18 protein-coding genes are annotated in these 19,841 nt (G+C 68.3%); 9 read left to right on the top strand and 9 right to left on the bottom strand.

Annotated elements, in window-relative coordinates:
- The first annotated feature begins 110 nt into the window (after positions 1 to 110).
- Together AC0VYB_RS16795 and AC0VYB_RS16790 are read left to right on the top strand one after the other, a co-directional pair.
- Entirely contained in the window at positions 111 to 2,042 is a 1,932-nt protein-coding gene (locus AC0VYB_RS16795; protein WP_475384862.1) for a flotillin family protein, read from the top strand.
- Between the two features lie 263 nt (positions 2,043 to 2,305).
- A complete protein-coding gene (locus AC0VYB_RS16790) occupies positions 2,306 to 3,214 on the top strand; it encodes a cation diffusion facilitator family transporter (RefSeq protein ID WP_101623401.1) in 909 nt (302 codons plus the stop codon).
- Between the two features lie 93 nt (positions 3,215 to 3,307).
- Here the strand turns inward: AC0VYB_RS16790 and AC0VYB_RS16785 are convergent, their stop codons facing one another.
- Together AC0VYB_RS16785 and AC0VYB_RS16780 are read right to left on the bottom strand one after the other, a co-directional pair.
- The gene (locus tag AC0VYB_RS16785) at positions 3,308 to 4,426 is read right to left on the bottom strand and encodes a tartrate dehydrogenase (protein WP_101623402.1); all 1,119 of its coding nucleotides are present in this window, start codon (positions 4,424 to 4,426) and stop codon (positions 3,308 to 3,310) included.
- 223 nt (positions 4,427 to 4,649) lie between these two features.
- The gene (locus AC0VYB_RS16780; protein ID WP_101623403.1) at positions 4,650 to 5,552 is read right to left on the bottom strand and encodes a LysR family transcriptional regulator; all 903 of its coding nucleotides are present in this window, start codon (positions 5,550 to 5,552) and stop codon (positions 4,650 to 4,652) included.
- A gap of 88 nt (positions 5,553 to 5,640) precedes the next feature.
- On the opposite strand from AC0VYB_RS16780, the gene AC0VYB_RS16775 reads away from it, so the two are divergent.
- On the top strand, positions 5,641 to 7,272 hold the full coding sequence (locus tag AC0VYB_RS16775) for an SLC13 family permease (RefSeq protein ID WP_475384861.1): 1,632 nt from the start codon (positions 5,641 to 5,643) through the stop codon (positions 7,270 to 7,272).
- Between the two features lie 28 nt (positions 7,273 to 7,300).
- Here the strand turns inward: AC0VYB_RS16775 and menC are convergent, their stop codons facing one another.
- Positions 7,301 to 8,425, bottom strand: a complete 1,125-nt coding sequence (gene menC, locus AC0VYB_RS16770) for an o-succinylbenzoate synthase (RefSeq protein ID WP_101623404.1) — start codon at positions 8,423 to 8,425, stop codon at positions 7,301 to 7,303.
- 135 nt (positions 8,426 to 8,560) lie between these two features.
- On the opposite strand from menC, the gene AC0VYB_RS16765 reads away from it, so the two are divergent.
- Complete coding sequence (locus AC0VYB_RS16765) at positions 8,561 to 9,505, top strand: FkbM family methyltransferase (protein WP_101623405.1); 945 nt, start codon at positions 8,561 to 8,563, stop codon at positions 9,503 to 9,505.
- Between the two features lie 54 nt (positions 9,506 to 9,559).
- Here the strand turns inward: AC0VYB_RS16765 and AC0VYB_RS16760 are convergent, their stop codons facing one another.
- Positions 9,560 to 10,732, bottom strand: a complete 1,173-nt coding sequence (locus AC0VYB_RS16760; RefSeq protein WP_179952592.1) for a M20 family metallopeptidase — start codon at positions 10,730 to 10,732, stop codon at positions 9,560 to 9,562.
- A 137-nt stretch (positions 10,733 to 10,869) separates the two neighbouring features.
- On the opposite strand from AC0VYB_RS16760, the gene AC0VYB_RS16755 reads away from it, so the two are divergent.
- Positions 10,870 to 12,348: a glutamate-cysteine ligase family protein gene (locus AC0VYB_RS16755; protein WP_040341873.1), complete on the top strand. Its 1,479-nt coding sequence runs from the start codon at positions 10,870 to 10,872 to the stop codon at positions 12,346 to 12,348.
- 156 nt (positions 12,349 to 12,504) lie between these two features.
- Here AC0VYB_RS16755 and AC0VYB_RS16750 read toward each other — a convergent pair whose 3' ends face one another.
- A complete protein-coding gene (locus AC0VYB_RS16750) occupies positions 12,505 to 12,930 on the bottom strand; it encodes a cupin domain-containing protein (RefSeq protein WP_101623617.1) in 426 nt (141 codons plus the stop codon).
- A 177-nt stretch (positions 12,931 to 13,107) separates the two neighbouring features.
- Between AC0VYB_RS16750 and AC0VYB_RS16745 the strand changes: the two genes are divergently transcribed.
- Positions 13,108 to 14,316: a pyridoxal phosphate-dependent aminotransferase gene (locus AC0VYB_RS16745; RefSeq protein WP_101623406.1), complete on the top strand. Its 1,209-nt coding sequence runs from the start codon at positions 13,108 to 13,110 to the stop codon at positions 14,314 to 14,316.
- A gap of 122 nt (positions 14,317 to 14,438) precedes the next feature.
- On the opposite strand, the gene AC0VYB_RS16740 is transcribed toward AC0VYB_RS16745, so the two are convergent.
- The 3 genes from AC0VYB_RS16740 to AC0VYB_RS16730 form a co-directional block, all read right to left on the bottom strand.
- Entirely contained in the window at positions 14,439 to 14,798 is a 360-nt protein-coding gene (locus tag AC0VYB_RS16740; RefSeq protein WP_009378672.1) for an ArsR/SmtB family transcription factor, read from the bottom strand.
- A gap of 61 nt (positions 14,799 to 14,859) precedes the next feature.
- On the bottom strand, positions 14,860 to 15,840 hold the full coding sequence (locus tag AC0VYB_RS16735; RefSeq protein ID WP_475384860.1) for an ABC transporter substrate-binding protein: 981 nt from the start codon (positions 15,838 to 15,840) through the stop codon (positions 14,860 to 14,862).
- Between the two features lie 19 nt (positions 15,841 to 15,859).
- Complete coding sequence (locus AC0VYB_RS16730; RefSeq protein WP_205772259.1) at positions 15,860 to 16,447, bottom strand: transglycosylase SLT domain-containing protein; 588 nt, start codon at positions 16,445 to 16,447, stop codon at positions 15,860 to 15,862.
- Positions 16,448 to 16,615: 168 nt separating this feature from the next.
- Between AC0VYB_RS16730 and AC0VYB_RS16725 the strand changes: the two genes are divergently transcribed.
- Positions 16,616 to 16,831: a hypothetical protein gene (locus tag AC0VYB_RS16725; protein WP_101623408.1), complete on the top strand. Its 216-nt coding sequence runs from the start codon at positions 16,616 to 16,618 to the stop codon at positions 16,829 to 16,831.
- A gap of 9 nt (positions 16,832 to 16,840) precedes the next feature.
- Here AC0VYB_RS16725 and AC0VYB_RS16720 read toward each other — a convergent pair whose 3' ends face one another.
- Complete coding sequence (locus AC0VYB_RS16720; protein WP_101623409.1) at positions 16,841 to 17,467, bottom strand: GyrI-like domain-containing protein; 627 nt, start codon at positions 17,465 to 17,467, stop codon at positions 16,841 to 16,843.
- 220 nt (positions 17,468 to 17,687) lie between these two features.
- Between AC0VYB_RS16720 and AC0VYB_RS16715 the strand changes: the two genes are divergently transcribed.
- The gene (locus tag AC0VYB_RS16715) at positions 17,688 to 18,395 is read left to right on the top strand and encodes a HEAT repeat domain-containing protein (protein WP_051995552.1); all 708 of its coding nucleotides are present in this window, start codon (positions 17,688 to 17,690) and stop codon (positions 18,393 to 18,395) included.
- A 260-nt stretch (positions 18,396 to 18,655) separates the two neighbouring features.
- The gene (locus AC0VYB_RS16710; RefSeq protein ID WP_475384859.1) at positions 18,656 to 19,837 is read left to right on the top strand and encodes a MerR family transcriptional regulator; all 1,182 of its coding nucleotides are present in this window, start codon (positions 18,656 to 18,658) and stop codon (positions 19,835 to 19,837) included.
- Positions 19,838 to 19,841 lie beyond the last annotated feature (4 nt).

The raw sequence follows: 19,841 nt of genomic DNA, 5'->3' as shown, positions 1-19,841 counted from the left end.
CGGAAGGATGACCCTGGGCAACACTGAGCCCCTCCGATAGGGTGGTGAGCATGGGGCGGCCGACCGGGCCGCCCTCATCGCATCCCTTACGAGGAACGGAAGGCCCGCTCATGGACCTCATGCTCGGCGTCGTCGGCATCGGCGCCATCATCGTCATCGTGCTCATCGCACTCGTCGTCATCCTCCGGTCGTACAAGATCGCCTCCCCGTCCGAGGCGCTCATCATCACCGGTCGCAACGCCTCGGGAGCGTCGGGGTCGGGGCGGATCATCATCGGCGGGCGCGCTGTCGTCTATCCGATCGTGCAGAAGGCGTTCATCCTCTCCCTGTCCTCGCGGCAGATCTCCGTCGAGATCGACGGCATCTCGAAGAACGGCATCGCCCTCAAGCTGCGCGGTGTCGCTCAGGTCAAGGTCGGGGGCACCGACGATGACGTGCGCAAGGCCGCGCAGCGCTTCCTCGACCAGCAGGATCAGATCGACCACTACTCGAAGGAGATCCTCTCGGGTACCCTGCGCGCGGTCGTCGGCACGCTCACCGTCGAGCAGATCATCCAGGACCGCGCCTCCTTCGCCGCGCAGGTGCAGGAGGAGTCCGCGCACTCGATGAACAACCAGGGTCTCGTCATCGACACCTTCCAGATCTCCGCGGTCGAGGACGAGGGCAGCTACCTGCGCGACTGGGGTCGTCCGCAGGCCGCCGAGGTCGCGAAGAACGCCGCCATCGCCGAGGCGAACGCCTCCCGTGCCGCCGCCGTCGAGGAGGCGCAGCAGAACGAGGAGACGCAGAAGCAGCAGGCGCTGACCGACCAGGCGATCGCCGAACAGCAGCAGCAGCTCGCGCTGCGCCGTGCCGCCCTGAAGGAAGAGGCCGATCAGCGGCAGGCGACGGCCGACAACGCCGGCCCGCTCGCGGCCGCGGCCGAGAAGCAGAAGCTGCTCGAACGCGACCGCGTCGTCGCGAAGGAAGCCGCGGAGCTGCGTGCCGAGCAGCTCGACGCCGAGGTCCGCAGGCCCGCCGACGCCGAACGCTACCGGCAGCAGGCCGCGGCCGACGCCCGGGCCTACGAGATCGAAGCCCAGGGCCGCGCCGAGGCGGCGGCCGAACTCCACCGCCGGTCGAAGGAGGCTGAGGCGATCCGCCTCGAAGGCCAGGCCGAGGCCGATGCGATCAAGGCGCGCGGTGAGGCCGAGGCGCGGGCACTCGAAGCCCAGGCCGAGGCGTACAAGAAGTTCAACGACGCGGCCGTGCTCTCGAAGGTCCTCGAGGTGCTTCCCGACATCGCCGGCGAGCTCGTCGCTCCGTACTCGAACATCAAGGACCTCTCGATCGTCTCGACGGACGGCGAGTCGAAGCTCGCGAACTCCGTGTCGAACAACCTCGCGCAGGTCCTCGAGGTCGTGCGCGGCACGACCGGCATCGACCTCACCGACCTCGTCGATCGGGCGCAGAACCCCGACGGGGGCGACGGGGATGACGGAGCCGGTTCGGGCCCAGGTGCGGGGTCCGACGGCGGGTCCGGTTCGGGGCCCGGCGGAGGATCCGGTTCGGGTTCAGGGTCCGGCGGTCAGGTGATCGAGGGTCGGCTGGCTGACGTCGATGGTGCAGCCGGCCCCCGCCGAGGTGGGGGTGCCGATCGCAGCGGTCGCCGCGGAGGTGCGCCCGGTGGCCGTCGTCCGCGCGGCGGCCGGCGCGACGCTGGTCAGCGCGACGGCGGTCAGTGGGCGGGCTTCGACCCGGCTGACTTCCTCGACGCGGACGGCGGAATCGACATCCAGCACATCGGCGACGAGGTCAAGCGTGCCACCGGCATCGACGTCCAGGCCTACATCGACGAGGCGCTGCGCCGCCGCGACGGCAGAGGTGCCGGAGGAGCCGGAGGGGCGGGCGCCGGAGGCCCTGGCACTGGCACGAGCGGCCCGGGCACCGGCACGGGCAGCGCGGATTCGACCGGCGGGACCGGTGCTGGCGGCACCGACCGTTCGGAGTCCGGCCCTTCGGGGACGGACGATGACTCCGACGACGAGCCCGGCGGCGAGTAGCTGGCGGCCTGCCGCAGTCCGGCCGATTCGGCCCCAGCCATGCGCCCCCGAGGAGCATCCGGTTCGACGATCACGCGATTATCGAACCGGATCCGCCTCGGGGGCGCTCTGTGCTTCGGGCATGGCGTGGGGCAGGAGGCGAACTGGCCTCCCGGACGCGGTCGGGGCCGTGAGCCCAGGGTGATGAGCGGCACACAGCGGACAGCGCTTCGCAATTTATAAATACATACGCATATGTTAATGTGACTTCGAAAGGAGTCCTCATGTCACACGACCACTCACACGAGACCGGGTCGCGCAAGCGCCTGGCCGTCGTGTTCTGCATCGTCCTGGTGATCTTCGCCTTCCAGGTCTTCGGCTCGATCTGGACGGGGTCGCTCGCGCTCCTCGTCGACACCGGGCACAACTCCGTCGACCTCATCGGGCTCGGCATCGCGCTCTTCGCGGCGACGCTGGTGGCCCGGCCGCCGAAGGGGCAGAAGACCTGGGGCTTCAAGCGCGCCGAGGTGCTCGCCGCCGGAGCGCAGGCGACGCTGCTCCTCGGCCTCGGCATCTACAGCCTCATCGAGGGTGTGCGCCGGTTCTTCGCGCCGCCGGAGGTGCCGGGACCCGAACTGCTCATCTTCGGTGTCGTCGGTCTGGCCGGCAACGTCGTCTCGATCCTCATCCTCACCTCCTCGAAGAACTCCTCGCTCAACCTCAGGGCGGCGTTCCTCGAGGTCATCGCCGATGCGCTCGGCTCGGTCGGCGTCATCGTCGCCGCGGTCTCGATCTGGCTCTTCGACTGGACGCGGGCCGATGCCGTCGCGGCCCTCTTCATCGCCGCGATCATCGTTCCGCGCGCCTTCGCGATCCTCCGTGAGACCGGGTCGATCCTGCTCGAGTCCGCCCCCAAGCAGCTCGATCTCGACGATGTCAGGAAGCACATCGAGGACGTCGACCACGTCGAAGAGGTCCACGACCTCCACGTCACGCGGATCGACTCGAACCTTCCGGTGCTCACTGCGCACGTCGTGCTCGCCGACGAGTGCTTCTACGACGGGCACGCTCCGAAGATCCTCGCCGACCTCCAGGACTGCGTGGCGAAGCACTTCAACATCTCCATCGAGCACTCGACGTTCCAGTTCGATCGCGCGAAGGACGCCGCCGTGGAGAAGCAGACCCACAGCTGAGGGGTGCCGCCGGGGTCCGAAGACGACGCCCGCCGCCGCGAAATGTAACGCGACGGCGGGCGTCATCTCTCCCTCACCCCTCCGGGCGGACTCTCAGTGTGAGGGTTCGGGCACGGCCGCCTCGGCGTGGAGGGCTTCGAGCTGGGCGACGATCGCCTCCGTCATCTCGATCGTGTTCGACTCGCCCCCGAGGTCGCGGGGAAGGATGCCCGCGCCAGTGACGTTCTCGATGGCGCACCGGACCTCGTCGGCCTCCTGATGCAGGCCGAAGTCGTCGAGCATGAGCGCTGCCGACGAGATCGCGCCGATCGGATTGGACACCCCCAGGCCGGCGATGTCGGGGGCCGACCCGTGCACGGGTTCGAACATCGATGGGAAGCGCTTCTCGGGGTTGAGGTTCGCGCTCGCGGCCAGGCCGAGGCTGCCGGCGAGGGCGGAGCCGAGATCGGAGAGGATGTCGGCATGGAGGTTGGAGGCGACGACGACGGAGAGCTGCTCGGGGTGGAGGACGAACTTCGCGCTCATCGCGTCGACGAGGACGCTCTCGGTCTCGACATCGGGATAGTCGGCGGCGACGCGCGCGAAGACCTCGTCCCAGAGGACCATGCCGTACTGCTGGGCGTTCGACTTCGTCACCGACGAGACCTTCTTCACTGCTCGCGTGCGGGCGAGGTCGAAGGCGAAGCGGATGATCCGCTCGGTGCCCTTCTCGGTATGGAGGCTCGTCTGCAGCGCGACCTCGTTGCCGGGGCCGCGGCCGCTGAGGTTGCGTCCGCCCATGCCCGCGTATTCGCCTTCGCTGTTCTCGCGCACGACGATCCAGTCGAGGTCGGCGTCGTCGGCCTTGCGCAACGGCGACTCGACGCCCGGGAGGAAGGTGACCGGGCGGATGTTCGCCCACTGGTCGAAGGGCTGCGTGATGGCCAGGCGCAGTCCCCACAGGCTCGTGTGGTCGGGGACATCAGCCGAGCCGACCGCCCCGAAGTAGATCGCATCGTGCTTCCGCAGATCCTCGAGCCCGCCCTCGGGGATGTAGGTGCCGTGCTCGAGGTAGTAGGCCGAACTCCACGGGTACTCGGTGACATCGAAGGCGATGTCCCCATCGGAGAGCTTCGCGACGGTGTCGAGGACGCGCAGTCCCGCGGCGACGACCTCGCCGCCGATGCCGTCACCGGGGATGGAGGCGATGGAGAATGTCTGGGTGTCGGTCATGGCTGTCCTCGTTCGGGTGCGGTCGGGCTCCTTCCATTGAGCGCGGAGACGGCGCATAAGTCCAAGACCCGTTCGCGATCGTATCCATTGGCTCTGCCTATGAGTCGACCGTCTGCCTTCGACCCCGCCGAGGCGGTCCGACGTCAGCGCCGACCGTCAGGGGCGGGTCCGGGCCCGCGGGGCGCGGACCGGGCCAACGGTGTGCGCACCGTCCGGCCGCGATTCACGTCGGCTGCGTCGTCCCGGCGGAGGCGGCGACCTTCGCGGTCGCTGTGAGGAACGCGGCCGCGGCCGGGGTGAGGCCCTCGGGGCGGGAGATCGCGGAGACGTGCAGCGACGGTGCGCCGAGGAGGGGGACGAGTTCGACGTCGGCCCCGGCGAACGCCTGCCAGGCGGAGGGGAGGACGGCTGTGCCGATGCAGGCTCGGACGAGCGGGATGATCGAGGTGCGGTGGGCCACCTCGGCGGTGATCTCGATGCCGACGCCGTCGGCGATGAGTTCATCGACGTAGGCGCGCATGAGCGACCCGGAGTGGGAGACGACGAAGCGGGTCCCTGTCAGGGTCCGCGGATCGACCGGGGTGTCCCGGGGTGCGCCGGGCTCACGTCTGCGGGCGAGCCTGAGGGGTTGGGCGGAGACCGGGAGGACGTCGAGGTCGGTGAGACGCAGCGGACCGCGACTGCCGGGGAAGCCGATCTCCACGCGGCCGTGGCGGACGGCATCGATCGTCTCATCGACGGTGAAGGTGCCGTCGACTGCGAAGGCGATCTGCGGGTGAGAGGTGGCGAATGACGCCATGAGCGCGGTGAGCGGTTCGATGCTCGGCGACGGCATCGCCGCGATCTCGATCCGGCCGGACTGGAGCCCGCGGAGACGGTCGATGTGTGCCTTCGCGGCGTCGAGGTCGCGGACGGCGAGCCGGGCGGGACCTTCGAACTCGCGTCCGGCTTCACTCAGACTCACCGTGCGTCCGATGCGGTTGAAGAGCGAGACGCCGAGCTCGCGTTCGAGCCCCCTGATCGTCTGGGACAGGGAGGGCTGGGCGACGAGCATCGCTTCCGCGGCCTTCGTGAAGCTTCCGGTGTCGACGACGGCGAGGAACTGGCGCAGCTGGCGGATATCCATAGGCATATGCTATTGGTCTCATCGCAAACAGGCCTTGGACTAATCCGCGGGGCTCGGTCACGCTGGTTCGAAAGCGATGAAAGGACCGATGACGGTGGATATCTCGCAGGCACGGGGCGATGGCGGCCCGTCGACTCCCATGACCGATGTGCGCGACGCGCTGCTGGGCGGCAAGACCTTCCGCAGCCTCAGTGAGCAGAAGCTCTCTCCCCGGGAGGAGAGGTTCGAGCGGGCCCGGATGACGTCAGGTTTCATCCTCGCTCCGGCGATCGCCATCGTCTTCGCGCTCCTTCCCCTCGACCTCACGTATCAGCAGCACATGCTCGCCGCCGTCCTTCTCGGCGTCATCGTCCTCTGGATCACCGAACCGGTGCCGATTCCCATCGGTGGTCTGCTCGGCGTCGGGGTCGTCGTCGTGCTCGGGATCGTTCCCGCCGCCGATGCGGTCGGTCCCTTCGGCTCGTCGACGATCTTCACGTTCATCGGCGCCTTCATCCTCGCCCAGGCGATGCTCCAACACGGCATCGCGCAGCGTCTCGCGCTCAGTGTCCTCTCGCTGCCGGGCGTCGGGAAGTCCGTGTACCGGGTGATCATCGCCTTCGGCCTCATCACCTGTGTGCTCTCCGCGTTCGTGTCGAACACGGCGACGGTCGCGATGCTCATGCCCACAGCACTCGGCATCCTCGCTGTCATCGCCGAACTCCTCCAGTCCCGCGGCATCGTCAAGCCCGACTTCGATCCGCTGCGGCTGCGCGTGGGGGCCGCCCTGCTGCTCATGCTCGCCTACGGCGCGAGCGTCGGCGGTCTGCTCACCCCAGTCGGGTCGCCTCCGAACCTCATCGGCCGCGGCCTCATCGAGGAGGCCACGGGGGAGAAGATCTCCTTCGGGCAGTGGATGGCGGTCGCCCTGCCGATCTGCGTGGCGATGTTCATCGTCCTCGCCATCGTCCTCCTCCTTCTCAACAAGCCGGAGATCCGGAAGATCGAAGGCGTCGAGGAGTACGTGAAGAAGGAGCTGGCCGAGCTCGGTCCGGTCTCCCGGGCGGAGAAGAACACCCTCTTCGCCTTCGGCCTCACGGTCCTGCTCTGGCTGCTGCCCGCGTTCGCCGCACTCTTCGCCGGCACCGACTCAGCGGTCTACGAATTCCTCGACTCCCGCCTCGACGAGGGCATCGTCGCGGTCATCGGAGCCTCCCTGCTCTTCATCCTCCCCGTCGACTGGAAGCGGCGCGAACCGACCCTGAAGTGGAGTCAGGCGGCGAAGATCGACTGGGGCACGATCATCCTCTTCGGCTGCGGCATCATCTTCGGTTCGCTCCTCGCCGACACGGGACTGGCCGAGACCATCGGCACCGGCTTCGCGGACACTCTGGGGGTGACGAGCATGCTCACCATCACCATCGTCTCCGTCATCCTCGCGATCCTCATCTCGGAGACGACCTCGAACACCGCAGCCGCCGCCGTCATCGTGCCGATCGTCATCCCGCTGTGCCAGGCCGCGGGCATCGACCCGTTCGTGCCGGCGATGGCCGCGACCTTCGCCGCCTCGTTCGGGTTCATGCTTCCGGTCTCGACACCGCAGAACGCGATCGTCTACGGCACCGGGGCCGTGCCGATCACGACGATGATCAGGACCGGCTTCACCTTCGACATCGCCGGTGCGATCCTCATCATCGTCCTTGCCCCGATCATGATCAGCGTCGTCGGGCTCGGACAGTAGGCGCCCCAGCGGCGGGCGTGCCCGTCCCTCACCCCTCCGGGCGGATGTCGATCGATTCGGTGCGGAACTTCTCGAGCTTCGCCGGGTCGATCGTCACACCGAAGCCGACCGTGTCGGGGACGTCGACGCGACCGTCGTGCATGACGATCTCCTCGGTGATGTCCTCGTGGAAGAAGCGGTTCGACCCGGAGATGTCGCCAGGGAGGGTGAAGCCGGGGAGGGAGGCCAGGGCGGCGTTGGCCGCGCGGCCGAGACCGGTCTCGACCATTCCACCGTGCCAGACGGCCACGCCGTTGGCCGCGGAGAGGTCGTGGATCCGCTTCGCCTCGATGTAGCCGCCCACCCGGCCGGGCTTGATGTTGATGACGGCCGCGGCGCCGAGGGCGATCGCGTCGGCGGCCGCCTCGGCGGAGACGATCGACTCATCCAAGCACATCGGGGTCTCCATGAGCTTCGCGAGCTCCGCGTGCTGACGGATGTCGGCTTCACCGAGGGGCTGTTCGATGAGGAGGAGACCGTAGTCGTCGAGCCGGCGCAGGTGGGAGGCGTCGACGAGGGTGTAGGCGGCGTTCGCGTCGACCTGGAAGCCGAAGTCGTCCCCGAAGGCCTCACGCACGGCGGCGACCGGGGCGATGTCCTTGCCCGGCTTGATCTTCAGCTTGATCCGGGCATACCCCTCTTCGAGGTAGTCCCCGATGACCCTGACGGTCTCCTCGACGGTGTCCTGGATGCCCACGGACACACCCGAGGGCACGGAATCGACGACCCCGCCGAGATAGGACTTGAATGACTGGCCGTTGAGCTGGAGCTGCGCGTCGATGACGGCCATCTCGAGCGCGGACTTCGCCATCGGGTGGCCGACGACATGGCGCAGATGCCAGCCGACGGTCTCGGCGGTGAGATCGTCGACGCCGAAGAGGATCGGAGCGAGCCAGCGGCGGGTGACGTCGATGCCGGCGGCCACATACTCGGAGGAGTAGAGCGGGGAGATCATCGCCACCGATTCGCCCCACCCGGTGACCTCTCCTCGATCCGTGTCGAACGTCGCCTCGACGAGGTAGCAGTCCTTCTCGGTCTCCCGCATGAACGAGGTCTCGAACGGGGTGACGAGGGGAATGGACACCTGGTGGAGGGTGATCGAGACGAGCTTCATCGGCCGAGCTCCTGTTTCGCAGTGGGGACGGTTGAACCTGATCACCAGCTTAGGGCCCCGCACGTGATCGGTAGTCAGCGGTCCCGGTCATTGGTACGGTGGGCCGAAGAGGCCACGCGACCGAAGGGGCCCACGATGAACGACTACCTGCGAAGCCTCACCGCCCGCAAGCAGAAGTGGTTCGGGCTCAAACTCCCCATCAAGGCCGCGCTCGCGCAGCCCTTCCTCCACCCGCTCATGCGCGCCGTCGCGCCCCGCGTCCGGGGCATCAAGGTCGGTCGTCTGCCCGCCCCGATCGGCCTCACCGAGGTGGCCGGTCGTGCCGGGGGAGGCGACTTCGTCCTCGTCGATCCCTTCCGCTGCGAGATCGCCAAGGAGTTCTACTGGGGCAAGGGTCGGCGCACCGAACCTGAGGACGCGTTCGCCCTCGACCTCATGGTTGAGCTGAGCAGGGACGCCGAGGTGTTCGTCGACATCGGCGCCTACACCGGGGTGTTCACGATGGCGGTCCTCGCCGCCAACCCGACCACGGTCGCGCACTCCTTCGAGATCATTCCCGCTGTCGTCGCAGGCCTCGAGAAGAACGTCGCGCGCAACCGCCTGCGGAACCGGGTGACGGTCCACCCCACCGGCGTCGGCCGGCCGGGGACGACGATGCAGGTGCCCACGGGCGACGGCGGTTCGGCGCTGCCGTCGTTCTACGCCGCGAGCATGGACTTCGCCGACGGCGTCGACGTGCGCTTCACCTCTCTCGACGAACTCCTGCCGCAGCTGCCCGAGGGGACGACCCGGGTGACGATGAAGATCGACGTCGAAGGCGCGGAGAACGACGTCCTCAGATACGGCCGTGACTTCCTCGCGGTGCTGCACCCGGACATCCTCTGCGAGGTCCTCGAGGACCGGGCGAAGCCGGCCGAACTCATGGCCGTCCTCGACGAGTTCGGCTACCGCTTCTATCTCGTCGGCAGCGACCGTCTCATCCACCGGCGACGCATCGTGCCCGATTCCCTCCTCCGCGACTGGCTGCTGACGACGAAGTCGCCCGCCGACCTGCGGGCCGAGGGATTCCCGGTGGAGTGAGATCCCGCCGGCGCACACGAGCGACCAGCGGCGCTCATGAGGCGCGCGGGTCGCCTACTTCGCCAGCTGATCGGCGATGAGTGCTGCGAGCAGAGCGGTGCGCGGAGCGATCTCGGCGATGACCGCGTGCTCGTGTTCGGCGTGCGCACCGTCACCGACCGCGCCGAGGCCGTCGAGTGTGGGGATCCCGTCGCCGGCAGTGAAGTTCCCGTCCGAGGCGCCGCCCACCGCGACCCCGAGCGGGGCGGCGATTCCGAGCTCGGAGGCGAGCACGGTTGCTCGGTCGAAGAGTGCCGCCGACGCCTCGGGTTCGAACGGCGGGCGGTTGATGCCGCCGATGACCTCGGTCGTCGACCCCTCGAGCGTCGGTTCGGCGGCGAGGGCGCGGATCGCCGAGTCGACGCGCTCGAGTTCGGCCGCGGTCCGGGCACGGACATCGACACTTACGCGCGCCTCGGCGGGGACGGTGTTCGAGGTCGTGCCGGCGGTGATCGTCGTCGGCACGACCGTCGTTCCGGCTTCGGCGTCGGAGAGGCCGGCAACGAGCGGCAGGGTGAGCGCGAGCGCCATGCCCGCGTTGACGCCCTTCTCGGGTTCGAGCCCGGCATGGGATGCCCGGCCCCGGAAGACGAGGGTGTAGATCCCGGTTCCCTTGCGTTCGAGTTTGAGCGCACCGTCGGCGCTCGCCTCCATGACGAAGACGGCATTCGCCTCGGCCGCCTCGGCGCGGATGAGATCGGAGGAGCTCACGGACCCGACCTCCTCATCACCGGTGATGAGGATCGACAGTCCTTCCAGCCCGCCCTCGCCGAGGCGGTCGGCGAGGATTGCGACCGCGTGGACGCTCATGATCGCCCCGGTGAGCATGTCGAAGCTGCCGGGACCGCGGACCACCCCGTTCTCGGTCGAGAAGGGGAGGCGTTCGATCGTCCCGTGGGGCCACACCGTGTCCTGATGATTGAGGAGGACGACGCGCGGCGGCCCGTCTCCGAAGCGCAGGCGCACATGGGTGACGCCGTCGACGGTGAGCAGCTCCGCCTCGGCGCCGAGGCGCTCACGGAGGAGGTCGGCGAAGTCGCTCGCCCCGCGGGCGACGGCGGCCTTGTCCGAGGACGGCGTCTCGACGCCGATGACGCGAGCGAGGTCGGCGAGCATCGCCGGGAGGCGCTCCTCGGAGTCGCGGACGAGGTCAGAGGGCTGAGTGGGCGAATTCACAGAGGTCGACATGTCGCCGATTCTACGGCTCGCGCGTGCGGGGCACCGCTTGCGTCCGCATCGCCATGGACGCGTGGGGGAAAGGTCGGCTGTGAGAAAGTCGGGACCTGGCCCCTCATAACTCCCGTCGTGTGTGGTTTGCTTGAGGCATGGGTGAGGCAGTGAGTTCGAAACGGTACACACCGGAAGAGCGGACCTTGTACCGCGAGAAGCTCGCGGAGAATCTCGAGCTCTTCGACACCTACCTCCGGCATGCCGAGTTCAAGTCGGCCGGCACGATCGGGCTCGAGCTCGAACTCAACCTCATCGACGAGGACAACCAGCCGAGCCTGCGCAACAAGGACGTCCTCGGCGACCTCGACGACGAGTACCAGTCCGAGATCGGCGGGTTCAATCTCGAACTCAACCATCCCGTCCTCCAGGTCGCCGGCCGCGGACTCAAGACCCTCGAAGCCGGGGTCGCCGATCGGCTCGCGAAGGCTCAGAGGGCCGCTGCCGACAAGGGGCTCAGAGTCGCCTCGATCGGCACTCTTCCGACGCTGACGACGCAGTTCCTCAAAGAGGACCCGTGGATGACGGAGGAGAACCGCTACGAGGCTCTGTCCAATTCGGTCATCGACGCCCGCGGTGAGTTCGTCAAGATCGAACTCGACGGTCGCGAGACCTACCGGCAGGAATTCGCCGACATCGCCCCCGAGTCCTCGTGCACGTCGATGCAGCTTCACCTCCAGGTCGCGCCGAACAAGTTCGCCGAGGCGTGGAACGCCTCCCAGGCGATCGCCGCCGCCCAGGTCGCGGTGAGCGCGAACTCGCCGCTCTTCGTCGGCCACAAGCTCTGGCACGAGTCGCGGATCCCGGTCTTCACCCAGTCGATCGACACCCGCACACCCGAACTCGTCACGCAGGGCGTGCGCCCGCGCGTGTGGTTCGGGGAGCGGTGGATCACGAGCGTCTTCGACCTCTTCGAGGAGAACGTCCGCTACTTCCCGCCCCTGCTGCCCGAGATCAAGGACTTCGTCGAGTTCAGCGACGCCGACGCCCCGAAGCTCTTCGAGCTCAATCTCCACAACGGCACCGTGTGGCGCTGGAACCGGCCGATCTACGATGCCGGTGACAACGGCGCGCACATCCGGGTCGAGAACCGGCTGCTGCCGGCGGGCCCAACGCCCGTCGACATGGTCGCCGACGCCGCCTTCTACTACGGGCTCGCCGAGTTCCTCGTCGGCGAGAACCGTCCCGTGTGGTCCCGGATGTCCTTCGCCGAGGCGGAGGAGAACTTCTTCGCGTGTGCGAAGGACGGGATCAGGGCCCGGGTGACGTGGCCGAAGATCGGGCACATCGCCGTCTCCGACCTCGTCATCGACGTCCTCATCCCGCAGGCCCGGCGCGGACTGCGACGGCTCAACATCGACAAGGACGTCATCGAGGAGTACATGTCGATCATCGAGGGCCGGGCCTCGGGCAGGGCGAACGGTGCGACGTGGCAGCTGCGCATGCTCGACCACCTCGCCCCGGGAAGCCGACCGGACTCGCCGGAGCGCCGTGAGGGGCTCAAAGCAATGATGGATGCCTACCTCGAGAACCAGGCGAGCGGCCGCCCTGTCCACACGTGGGACGTCCCTGCCTGAGTGGGCGGATGGCGTGCGCGGGCTGGCACGCGCCGCCGGTGCCCAACCGACTTGAGGACGCGCAGTGTCGATTTCCGCGTGCCGAATCGACACTGCGCGTCCTCGACACGCGCGTCAGCGCCGGTCGATGACCGCACACCCCTGCGCCGTAAGCCCCTACAGCCGCTCGACCTCGACGAAGATGACGGCATCCTCGCCGTCGGGGTTCGAGACCTCGTGCTCCGACCCGGCGGGACGGGTGTAGGAGACCCCTGCCTGGAGTTCGGCGGTGAGTTCTGTGCCGTCGGAGTTCCGCACGTGCATGGTGTCGGTGACCATAGGGACGACGACGTACTCGTGCTTGTGCCGGTGCATGGGGATGACACCGCCGGGTTCGATCGTCCACCGCGTCACTCGGAAGATCCCGTTGTCGAGCTGCACCTCGCCGGTCGCCCCGGTGTCGCCGGCACCACTACCAGCCCCGGTGTCGCCCGCGCCACTGCCAGCCCCGGTGTCGCCGGCGCCAACACCCGCATCACCGCCCGCGCCGCCGACGCCCCCGACCGCACGGCTCGTCTCCGCTCCTGTGCTCTCCGTGCTCATCGTCCCTGCTCCTTCGCCGTCGAAGTCGTGTCGTCGTGTGCGGAGGGTCGTGCCCATCCGCCCTCACCCTAAGCCCCTCCGGCACACGACAGCTAGCATGTGCACTATGCGAAACCCGCTGACTACGACTGCGGGCACGCCGAGAGCTCAACCGCCACTCGAGGAAGGGAGCCGACGATGACCGTCGACGACACCCGCAGCCTGCACGTCTCCGACCGGGCGGGTCTCGTCCGCCCGTTCGCGGCGATGAACATCGTCGGCAAGGTCCAGGCGATGCAGCGGGCCGGTCGGGACGCGATCGCGATGTGCCTGGGCGAACCGACCCAGGGTGCGCCGTCTCCGGTCAAGCGTCGCGCCGCCGAGATCCTCACCGACGGGACCAATCTCGGCTACTCCGCGGTCTTCGGCATCCCCGAACTCCGTGAGGCGATCGCCTCCCACTACCGCGACTGGTACGGCGTCGACATCCCCATCGACCGCATCCAGGTCACCACCGGTTCCTCGGGTGCCTTCCAGACGGTGTTCCTCACCTGCTTCGACGTCGGCGACCGAGTGGCCGTCGCCCGACCCGGGTACGGCGCGTACAAGAACATCCTCGCCGCCCTCGGCGCCGACATCGTCGAACTCGACTGCGGGGCCGAGCACGGCTTCCAACCGACGATCGACCTCCTCGAGCAGGCGCACGCCGAGGCCCCGCTCAAGGGCCTCATGCTCGCATCCCCGGCGAATCCGACGGGGACGATGATCGGGGCCGACCACCTCGGCGAGCTCATCTCCTGGTGCCGCGACCACGGGGTGCAGGTCATCTCGGACGAGATCTACCACGGCATCAGCTACATCGGCACCCGCGGGGAGACAGCGCTCGCCCACGACGACGAAGCCATCGTCATCTCGTCGTTCTCGAAGTACTGGGCGATGACGGGGTGGCGGCTGGGGTGGGCGATCCTGCCCGAGCGGCTGACGACGGCCGCCCGCAACGTCACCGGCAACCTCGCCCTCTGCGCGCCCGTGCCCGCCCAGTACGCCGCGGTCGCCGCGTTCGACCCGGAGTCCTACGCCGAATGCGAGGCGAACGTCGCGTCCTTCGCCCACGCCCGTGACCACGTCCTCGACGCGACCGCGGAGCTCGGGTTCACCGACATGGCCCCGCCCGACGGTGCGTTCTACATGTATGCGCGCATCGATGACATCCTCGAGCGCTCGGGCGGCCGGTTCGCCACGGCCACGCAGTGGTGCGAGGACCTCCTCGAGGCGACCGGAGTCGCCTTCGCCCCCGGTGACGACTTCGATTCCGTGGACGGCTGGCGCTCGGTGCGACTGTCCCTGGCCGTGGGAGCGGATCGCACCGCCGAGGCGCTCGACCGGGTGCTCGAGTACATGAAGTGACGTCTCCGCCGCCGCGGGAAATTCGGGAAGGCGGGCGTGCGCGCGGCGCTCGCCCCAGGTGGGATCACTGGTTCGCCGGGTCAGCGCCCCGGGTGGGATCACTGGTGCGCCGGGTCAGCGCGTCAGTGCTCGTGTCCCTCGACGGTGTGCGCGAGCGCGTCGAGGATGATGTGGGCGACGTGGTCGTCCTTGAGCGAGTAGTACGCTTCCCGGCCGATCCGGTTGACCCCGACGAGGTGGAGACCGCGGAGGAACTTCAGATGCTGGGACACGAGCGGCTGGGACAGCCCGGTCGAATCGACGATGTGCGTGACCGTCGCCTCGCCGTGGGCGAGGACGAGGAGCATCTTCAGCCGCGACGGGGTCGCGAGGGCCTTGAAGAGGTCGGCTGTCTCGGAGATGGCGTCGAGATTGTCCTCGGGATTGCGCAGCAGCTGTTCGACGGCGGCGTTGACCGGGACGGATTCTGGAGAGTCAGCCATGGATAGAGATTACCGGAACAGGCTTCGCGCTCGGCAAATCGTCCGGACCGACACGTCGGGCTCAGGCCTCGCCCTGCTCGGCCTTGCCGATGGCGTCGGGGAGCTCGTCGAGCAGCCACGGATAGCTCAGCGGTGAGAGGTTCGTCAGGGCCGCGAACTCGTCGTCGCTGAGGACGGCGTAGTGCTTGCCGCGGATGACCTTGACCTCGCGGTAGAACGGGTCGGCGAGGTCGGACTCGTCGAGCAGCCCCTTGCCCGTGTCCGGGAAGTGGATGAGGAGGACATCGGCGTCGAGGTCGTCGACCTTCGCCTTCTTCACCGAGTGCTCCTCCGCCGAGTACGACGATGCCGCCGAGGCGGGCAGGAGACCGAGTCCGCTGAAGAAGCTGTCGTCGCTGCCGTCATAGGAGAGGTAGTCGATCGACGATTTCTGCACATCGGCGACCGTGTACGTCGTGTCCTCGAACTCGAGATGCCGACCGGCGATGTCCTCGGCCTCGGTGGTGATGTCGCCGACGACCTGCTTGGCCTTGTCGGCTGTGTCGAGGGCGGTGGCCACCGCTGCCGTCCGGTCCGTCCAGGTCGCGTCGGGTGCCGCGGCGACGACGGGCGCGATCTCGGAGAGGTCGTCGAAGTGGTCGCCCGCGTCCTCGAGGCCGGTGGCGAGGATGACATCGGGCTCGGCCTGCGTGATCGCGGCGATGTCAGGGCCGTCGGTGCCGTCGTAGGTCTGCGGCGCCTCGGCGCCTGAGTCCTCGAGCGCGGACTGCACCCACGGGCTGAACTCGTCATCGCCGCCGGTTGCCGGGGCGATGACCGGTTCGGCACCGAGCGCGAGCGCGATGTCGAGGTCGGTCGGACTGGCCACCGCGATCTTCGTCGGTGCGTCCTCGATCGTCGTCGTCCCGTAGGGCGAGTCGATCGTCTGCGGGAAGGGACCGTCGGGCGCTCCGGCGGAGGACGGGAGCACGGAGCAGCCGCCGAGTCCGATGATCGCGGCGGCTGAAAGGGCAGTGATGGGGAGGGGGCTGGTGAACTTCACCAGGGAAGTGTAGCGCCTGTCAGTGGAGCGCTTCCACGTCGTCCTGACTGCCGATGAGATCGTCGGCGAGCGACTCCCACTGCCCGTACGCGTTCGGATACGCCGAACGCTGCACGGCCTGAGCGGCTTCCGTCGGAGTCATCGAATCCCAGTTCTCGATCTGGTTGAGCCCGGGATTCTCGATCTCGGGATTGATGCCGTAGAAGGACTTCGTCGCGAACACCGGGTCGGTGAGTTCGGACGGATCGCCCCATCCCTGCGAGGGGCGCTGCTGGAACAGGCCGACGGAATCCCGGTCGCCGTGGGAGATGTTGCGCAGCGAGGACTCCTGGAGCGCGGTCATGAGCGCGATCCGGATCGCTTCGTCGTCGAATCCGCCGCCGCGTCCGACGGCGATGATGAGGCGGGCGTTGTCGATCTGCTGCTGGTTGAGCTGGTTCACCGAGGCCATCTGCATCTGCCTGATCGTCGTCGAGCCGAAGGACACGGGCGAATTGAGGATGACGACCGCACCGATCGCCAGTGCTGCGACCGCTGCCCCGAGACCGATCAGGGCACCGACGAGCACGGACCGGGGTCCCCTGCGGTGTCGTGTCTGTCGAGGCATGAATATAACGATAATGCAACAAACTTAAGGGTCAATGTGACCACGCCATGCTTTTTGTCACAGAACGATCACGGCGCGGTGGGAGCCGGGCTGACCGGGCACCCGGTGTTGCCGAACTGCCACGCGGCAGCGGCGCCGGAGTCGGAGTTCTCGCCGTAGGCTCTGGACATGCCCTACGGTCGTCGTCTCACTCCGCTTGCCCGCCTCCTCGTCGCTGGGGTCGCGTTCCTCGTCATGCTCATCGTCGTCGCCGTCGTGTTCTTTGTCGTCGTCGTGTCCACGGGGGTGAACTCCGGCGCCGAGGTGAGCAACCCTCCGGCATCGGTGCAGACGGTGCAGCCTTCGCCGAGCGCGGTGACCGGAGGATGGACGTACGGAGACTGAGCCCGCGCCTCACCGAGGCTGTACCGGCTCCACCGGCTGCCGGAGGATCGTCCGCATCCTCTCCGGTGCCGTCCGGCGGGAGTCGCTGAGGTAGATCTCGTGGTGGCGCCCCGTCCAGACGTATCCCGATTCGGGGATGACGGACTCGTGCATGTGCGCGAGCACCTCGGCCTCGGCGTCGAAGGGTCCGATGTGGAGGGTCTGGATGACGGTTCCCTCGACCAGGGTCTCGAACCGGACGTCACCGAGACGCGGGGGATCGGCTTTGGCGGCGACCGCCTCGGCGGCCCGGGTGACGTGGGTTCCGTCGAGCCACTCGGGGACGGCGAGCATGAGGGTGAAGTCCCAGTCGGCCTTGTTCCGGGCCGTCGTGAAGGAGCTCATGTCCTCGGCCCACCACAGGCCTTCGAGGGGCGGGACGACGTAGTCGCGCTCGATTTCCCGTTTGCTGAGGAACTTCAGCGTGAAGGCGAGCGGATAGAGCGATGCGACCGCCGAGGTGAACTCCGGCGAGGTGTTGGGATCGCCATGGCCGTCGATCATGAGGTAGTTCATCGGTGGAACGTCGACCGTCGCGAACGTCCCCCGTTTCGCTCGGTAGCCGGGCAGGGTCTTCTTGAGATCGATCTTGTCCACGGGTTCTCTCCTCAGCCGTGTCCTGCTCGATTCGGGGGAGCGGGTCGCCTGTTCTGTGTCCCCGCGGGTTCACGGTGTCCGCGGGGGTCCACGGTGTCCGCTCGGGCGACGGGGTGCCGCTGAGTCCGAGTGTAGACCGACTCGGAGCCGAGTTCCCCCGCCGTCCTTGACCTTGACACGCTGTCAAGGTCTTCACTGGGAGGTGAAGGAGGCGGACACCATGACAGAGAACCATCCGCAGGACGGACGTGCAGGAGCATCCCTTGAGACAGGAGTGCAGGATGTGGCCCGCGCTCTGCGGCTGGGCAGTGCGCAGCAGCGACTGCAGGCCGCGATGACGATCGGAACGCACGCCGACCCCGACCACCTCGACGTCCTCATCGAACGCAGCCGGACGGAACCGGACTTCTTCGTCCGCGACATGCTCACCTGGGCGCTCACCCGATTGCCTGCCGACCTCGTCGTGCCCCGCCTCCTCGCCGAGCTCGAGTCCGATTCCGTTCAGGCCCAGAGCCAGGCCCTGCATTCGCTGTCGAAGATCGGGGATCCGCGTGGCTGGGTCGCCCTCGACCCGTCCGTGTCGGGTCTGCGGTTCATCGCCCATGCCGACGCCGAGGCGGCCCGCAGTGCGTGGAGGGCCGCGGTTCGTCTGGTGCCGGGAGACCGACACCGAGATCTTGCATCGTCCCTGGTCACGCAGCTGGGGCGAGGTGACGTCGAGATGCAGAAGAGCCTCAGCCGGGCACTCGTCGCCCTCGGCGACGAAGTCGTGTCAGTGGTCGATGGCAGGGTGGGGGCAGAGGAAGAAACAGTGCGGACACACGCTCTGGCGACAGTGGCGATGTTCCATGACCCCGACGCCGGCTTCGCCCACGCCATGGACGAGGCCAAGCGGGTGGTCGCACTGGGGTCCGAGGCATCGGCCTGAACCGGTTTTGGGAAGGGTCGGTCGGATGCGTGTGGTGGTCGAGAGGGGCAAGCTCGACCACCGTGGCGCATGGCCGATGCCTCGGACTCCTTCCTCCGAACCGTCGGGCACAGGACTCTGACCGTCGTGGCCCAGCGAGTAGAGTGCTGTGTGCTCTCGCGAGACCATAGCGCGACGACCGAGAGAGTGGCGACGTCCGCGTGAGCCGGGGCGGACACCGGAGCCGCGGACCGGGATTCTGCGCGGAGAGCGAGGTGGCGATGCGCATCGGAGAGGTCTCCCGCAGATCGGGTGTGAGCGCGCGCATGCTGCGCCACTATGAGACTCTGGGCCTCGTCACCCCGAGTGCCCGGGGGTCGAACGGGTACCGCGAGTACTCGCCGAGCGACATCGGCCGGATCTTCCACATCGAGGGTCTGCGCAGGTTGGGCCTGTCTCTGCCCGAGGTCGGCCGCCTCCTCGCCGAACCGGGATTCGACGCCTCGGCGCTCGTCACCGACCTCATCGCGGCCGCACACGAGAGGATCGAGACCGAGCGGAGACTGCTCGAACGCCTCGAGGAGATCCGGGGGCTGGGCCGCTCCGACGGCGAGAGCCTGCTCGGAACCATCGATCTCATGCGCTCCCTCGAGTCGCGTGACGTCATCCAGCGCCACAAGGCCGCTCTCGGCAGCGGCGTCGACCTCGGCGTGCCCGTCGAGTCGCTCTCCCGCGCCGTGCTCGACGAAGCCGTGCCGAATGCGGCCGGCGCGATGCGGTGGGCGCTCGCCCAGGTCGGCACCGACGCCGTCGAGCCGCTCTCCACGGGACTCCGCTCCGCCGAACCCGCTGTCAGGCGCAACGCGATCCGCGCGCTCGACGAGATCCGCAGGACCGCCTCGGCGGATGACGTCGCGGTCGCGACTGCGGTGGCGGTTCCCATGCGGGAGGCGCTGGACGACGATGACCTAGAGGTGATGACGGTCGCCGCACTCGCCCTCGGGGACATGCGCGATCCCGTCGCCGTGCCGATCCTCCTCGAGGTCGCGATGAGCGATGAGAAGGACATCGACGCAGCCGAGGCGCTCGCCGGCTACTTCGCAGAGGTGCCCCCGGCAGGAGGTGCGAATGCGCCGTCCCGCGACGAGGTGGAGGTTCCGGTCGACGGCGTGGAGGTTCCGGTCGTCGACGGGGCAGGGGCGGCGACCGGCGAGGACACTGGCGAACCGACCGGCGATTCCGTCGGCGCCTCGATCATGGCTGCGCTGCGGGAGCGCCTGCGTTCGTCCGATGCCCATGTGCGCTTCCGGGTCCTCCAGGTGCTCATCGAGATCCCGGACCCTCAGGCCGAGGCCCTGCTCACCGGACTCACCCATGATGCGGAGCAGGAGACCGCGGAGACCGCGAAGGCGGCCCTGCTGCGACGCAGAAGCACCAGTACCCGGACCGGCCGACATCGCTAGACTT

It is taken from the genome of Brevibacterium sp. Z349TD_9 (assembly GCF_056173565.1).
Note: the sequence above shows the minus strand (reverse complement) of the source record. Positions and strands in the feature narration are given on the sequence as shown.

Coding starts and splice junctions, on each gene's coding strand:
- AC0VYB_RS16740 (WP_009378672.1), bottom strand. CDS start 14,798: ATGGCTGACTCTCCAGAATCCGTCCCGGTCAACGCCGCCGTCGAACAG.
- AC0VYB_RS16730 (WP_205772259.1), bottom strand. CDS start 16,447: ATGCCTCGACAGACACGACACCGCAGGGGACCCCGGTCCGTGCTCGTC.
- AC0VYB_RS16780 (WP_101623403.1), bottom strand. CDS start 5,552: ATGGATATCCGCCAGCTGCGCCAGTTCCTCGCCGTCGTCGACACCGGA.
- AC0VYB_RS16775 (WP_475384861.1), top strand. CDS start 5,641: ATGACGGTGGATATCTCGCAGGCACGGGGCGATGGCGGCCCGTCGACT.
- AC0VYB_RS16795 (WP_475384862.1), top strand. CDS start 111: ATGGACCTCATGCTCGGCGTCGTCGGCATCGGCGCCATCATCGTCATC.
- AC0VYB_RS16760 (WP_179952592.1), bottom strand. CDS start 10,732: ATGTCGACCTCTGTGAATTCGCCCACTCAGCCCTCTGACCTCGTCCGC.
- AC0VYB_RS16785 (WP_101623402.1), bottom strand. CDS start 4,426: ATGACCGACACCCAGACATTCTCCATCGCCTCCATCCCCGGTGACGGC.
- AC0VYB_RS16715 (WP_051995552.1), top strand. CDS start 17,688: ATGACAGAGAACCATCCGCAGGACGGACGTGCAGGAGCATCCCTTGAG.
- AC0VYB_RS16725 (WP_101623408.1), top strand. CDS start 16,616: ATGCCCTACGGTCGTCGTCTCACTCCGCTTGCCCGCCTCCTCGTCGCT.
- menC (WP_101623404.1), bottom strand. CDS start 8,425: ATGAAGCTCGTCTCGATCACCCTCCACCAGGTGTCCATTCCCCTCGTC.
- AC0VYB_RS16790 (WP_101623401.1), top strand. CDS start 2,306: ATGTCACACGACCACTCACACGAGACCGGGTCGCGCAAGCGCCTGGCC.
- AC0VYB_RS16710 (WP_475384859.1), top strand. CDS start 18,656: ATGCGCATCGGAGAGGTCTCCCGCAGATCGGGTGTGAGCGCGCGCATG.
- AC0VYB_RS16765 (WP_101623405.1), top strand. CDS start 8,561: ATGAACGACTACCTGCGAAGCCTCACCGCCCGCAAGCAGAAGTGGTTC.
- AC0VYB_RS16755 (WP_040341873.1), top strand. CDS start 10,870: ATGGGTGAGGCAGTGAGTTCGAAACGGTACACACCGGAAGAGCGGACC.
- AC0VYB_RS16745 (WP_101623406.1), top strand. CDS start 13,108: ATGACCGTCGACGACACCCGCAGCCTGCACGTCTCCGACCGGGCGGGT.
- AC0VYB_RS16750 (WP_101623617.1), bottom strand. CDS start 12,930: ATGAGCACGGAGAGCACAGGAGCGGAGACGAGCCGTGCGGTCGGGGGC.